The 2,785-nt window shown below is 63.7% G+C and carries 3 protein-coding genes and 2 pseudogenes; 3 read left to right on the top strand and 2 right to left on the bottom strand.

The features are described from left to right. Both P7F28_RS06310 and P7F28_RS06305 read left to right on the top strand, forming a co-directional pair. Positions 1–184, top strand: a pseudogene (locus P7F28_RS06310) (hypothetical protein); the annotation flags it as partial. 48 nt (positions 185–232) lie between these two features. After that, positions 233–433, top strand: coding sequence for a DUF2158 domain-containing protein (locus P7F28_RS06305; RefSeq protein ID WP_277183633.1), 201 nt, complete (start codon positions 233–235; stop codon positions 431–433). A 270-nt stretch (positions 434–703) separates the two neighbouring features. Here the strand turns inward: P7F28_RS06305 and P7F28_RS06300 are convergent, their stop codons facing one another. After that, the gene (locus P7F28_RS06300) at positions 704–1,180 is read right to left on the bottom strand and encodes a hypothetical protein (protein WP_277183632.1); all 477 of its coding nucleotides are present in this window, start codon (positions 1,178–1,180) and stop codon (positions 704–706) included. A gap of 199 nt (positions 1,181–1,379) precedes the next feature. On the opposite strand from P7F28_RS06300, the gene P7F28_RS06295 reads away from it, so the two are divergent. Then, positions 1,380–2,537 carry a HAMP domain-containing sensor histidine kinase gene (locus P7F28_RS06295; RefSeq protein WP_277183631.1) on the top strand — a complete coding sequence of 386 codons (1,158 nt, stop codon included), beginning with the start codon at positions 1,380–1,382 and terminating at the stop codon, positions 2,535–2,537. 49 nt (positions 2,538–2,586) lie between these two features. On the opposite strand, the pseudogene P7F28_RS06290 reads toward P7F28_RS06295, so the two are convergent. Beyond that, a pseudogene (locus tag P7F28_RS06290) lies at positions 2,587–2,785 on the bottom strand (hypothetical protein); the annotation flags it as partial.

Here is a 2,785-nt window from a genome sequence, read left to right as displayed (position 1 = left end):
CAACCAGTTGAATGAGGAGTCGGAGTTGCTGATGCTGGTTCGACGCGCGGCCAGCAAGCTGTTCTTTTTGGCGAACAAAAGCCAAGAGCAGATCACCGAGGAATATCAGCTTCTTTCGAGCGAGGTGTCAAATCTGGTCGAACAAATCCGCGTCGCGGTGAAGGCCAGCGGCGGGCGAGCGTAGCGCCCAGTAATTTCTTCGCAACCGGCTCACAATACCTCTGGAGGTTGTGTGAATTTTGAAATTGGCGACGTTGTGAAATTGAACAGTGGCGGCCCTGCCATGACCGTGCATTTTGCGGGGAAGAAAGCCTTCAGCCATGGGGGCGAGGTGGATGTGGTCGTTTGCCGCTGGTTTGACGGAAAGAGCCACATGAAAGAAACGTTCAAGCCGGCCCAGCTCGTTGCGGTCGCTCGGAGCGCCGACGAATAGCACATAAGGCAGCCAACTTTTGACCCCGCATCCATACCCAAATCGTCCCGGTGCAGTTTGTTTGACTGAAAAGCGAAGTAAGCGGATGAGGCTGAAACGATCAGGGCGATAGCTGAAAGAACGTTGCTGAATGTGGGGGGTATTTCTTCTAAGAGTCGTTTTGTCCGCCGTTTGTTTATATCGCACATACGCCGCGCGAACGCATGCGATAGCAGAGTTTGCAAGAGGCTGTTCCTTTGCAGCAGAGAAGAGCGCGCTCGCAGCGGTGGGCTATCTGCCAGCCGTGCGCAGCGAGAAAAGCTCCTCGAGAGTGAGGCCGGAGCCGAGCTTTCGCTCGATTTTCTCAAAAGCGCGAACGACGACGTCCAAGCGAGTCTCCCTTAGCTGCCTGTCGTGCTCGTTGATGACCGCGGTCGCGGCGGCCAGTTCGGCAGCGCTCAGCCCCCAGCCGTTCAAGTTGCCCGAGGCGAGGACGCCGTTGAGCGCGGCTTCGGCGGCGAGAAGCGCCTCCTCTTCGATCTCGCCATGTCCGGCCGCAGCGATCAGGCCCGTCAGGGCGACGGCTTGTGCCAAACAACGCAACGTGGCCGCGTTGCCTTGGCCGGCGCGCGCGACTTCCAAAGCCATTCTGACTTGCACCGCGATCTGCGCGACCGAGTCGCGGTCGAGCGGAAGGTAGAGAACCTTTTTGTGTCTCGCCGCCTTCGCGACGCTGCGGATCGGCTTGCGCGATTTGGATTTGGGCATGGCGTGGACGGTGTTTGCGGCTGACGCCACGGGCCGCGACGCGTTTCTGGCTGGCCGCGCCATCGCGACAGAATGTCGACATCACACGGGCTTTCACGGGCAGCTTTCGCGGCGACCAAAGTCGCGGTAGCATCGCGGCTGAACGCAAGCGGCGAGCCAGCCAACGCTTAGCCGCGCGCGCAATCTCGCGAATCTTCCAATGAACAACAAGAACGCGCCGGGCGAAGGGCCGCCCAAGGACCCCGCTTTCGAAGCGGAGACGGACGCGCTCGCGCAGCTCGTCGACGCCATCTTCCGCCGGACGCCGCAGGCGCTCGCGGCCGTCGTCGCTTCGCCCGCGCGCGGGGCGTGGCGCGCCACCGCCGCGCGCAGCCATCCACAGACTTCCTTCGCCGCCGGGCAGAGCTTGGAGCAGCCAGAGAACGCTTGGATGCGCGAGCCCGGCGAGCCTGCGGTCGGCTCGCTGCCGCCGGGAAACGGCGCGCTTCGGCTGCGCCAGCCCATCATGCTGGGCGACGGAAGCTTCTTCGGCAACCTGTGCCTTGTGGCCTCTCGCGCGGACTCGATGGCCGACGCCGGGCTTCGCGACGCGGCGGGGGCCTTCGCGGAGCTCGCGGCTCTTTTGATCGGGCAATCGCGGCGCAGCGCGGATGCGGAGGCGAGGTTGGGCAACGAGGCGGCCGCCGCCGAGCAGCGGGAGCGCTTTGTCGCCGTTCTTGCGCATGACCTGCGCACGCCTTTGTCGACCGTGCGCGCTTTGGGGGAAACGCTCTCCATCGCGCCTGATCGCGCGAACCTGCCGCGGATCGCGAAACTTCTCTTGGCCGCCGTCGCGCGGATGGCTTCGCTGATCGACGGCGTTTTGGATTTGGCGCGCGCTCGGCTTGGCGGCGGAATAACGATGCGCTGGCAGAGCTGCCCGGACCTTGCCGACCGCTTGGCGCAGGTCGTCGAAGAAGCTCGGACGACGCACGCAGGCCGACAAATCAATAGCCAAATTCAGATTGCTCGCGCTGTCGATTGCGATCCGACTCGATTGCAGCAGCTTCTTGGAAACTTGCTCGACAACGCGCTGACGCACGGTGCGAGGGATCGCCCGGTTTCGATCGTTGCCGAAGCAAACGAATCGGAGCTTGAGATTCGCGTCGCGAACGAGGGCGCAGCGTTGGACGCGGAGACGCGCGAGCGAATTTTTGAGCCGTTCTGGCGGCCCAAGGGCGCGAAGCGCCCGGAGGGCTTGGGGCTTGGGCTGTTCATCGTCGAGCACATCGCGGCTCGTCATGGCGGCGCCATCCGCGTCGACTCAAAAGAAGGAGCCACCATTTTCGTGTTCTCGATGCCCGTCTCGCGAACCTGAGCGTTTCGCGTTTCGCTCAGCTGTGGCCGACTCCGAGTAGGCGCGACGGCTACTTTCCGGCCACGGCGGCTTGCCTCGACCCGCGGCGCGCCTTGGCCCATTCTCGGGCGTCGGGGCACACGAGATCGATGATGGCCGCCAGATCGGGCGGCGAGATCGGCTTGCCGGCGAAGGCGTCGAAGCCGACGGAAATCGCCTCCGCGCGGATTTCCGACGCGTCCAAGGCTGTGTGGGCGATCAGCGCCGCG

The sequence above is a fragment of the Caballeronia sp. BR00000012568055 genome, from assembly GCF_029439455.1.
Lineage (GTDB): Bacteria > Pseudomonadota > Gammaproteobacteria > Burkholderiales > Burkholderiaceae > Caballeronia.
This window is presented reverse-complemented; position numbering and strand designations above follow the sequence as displayed.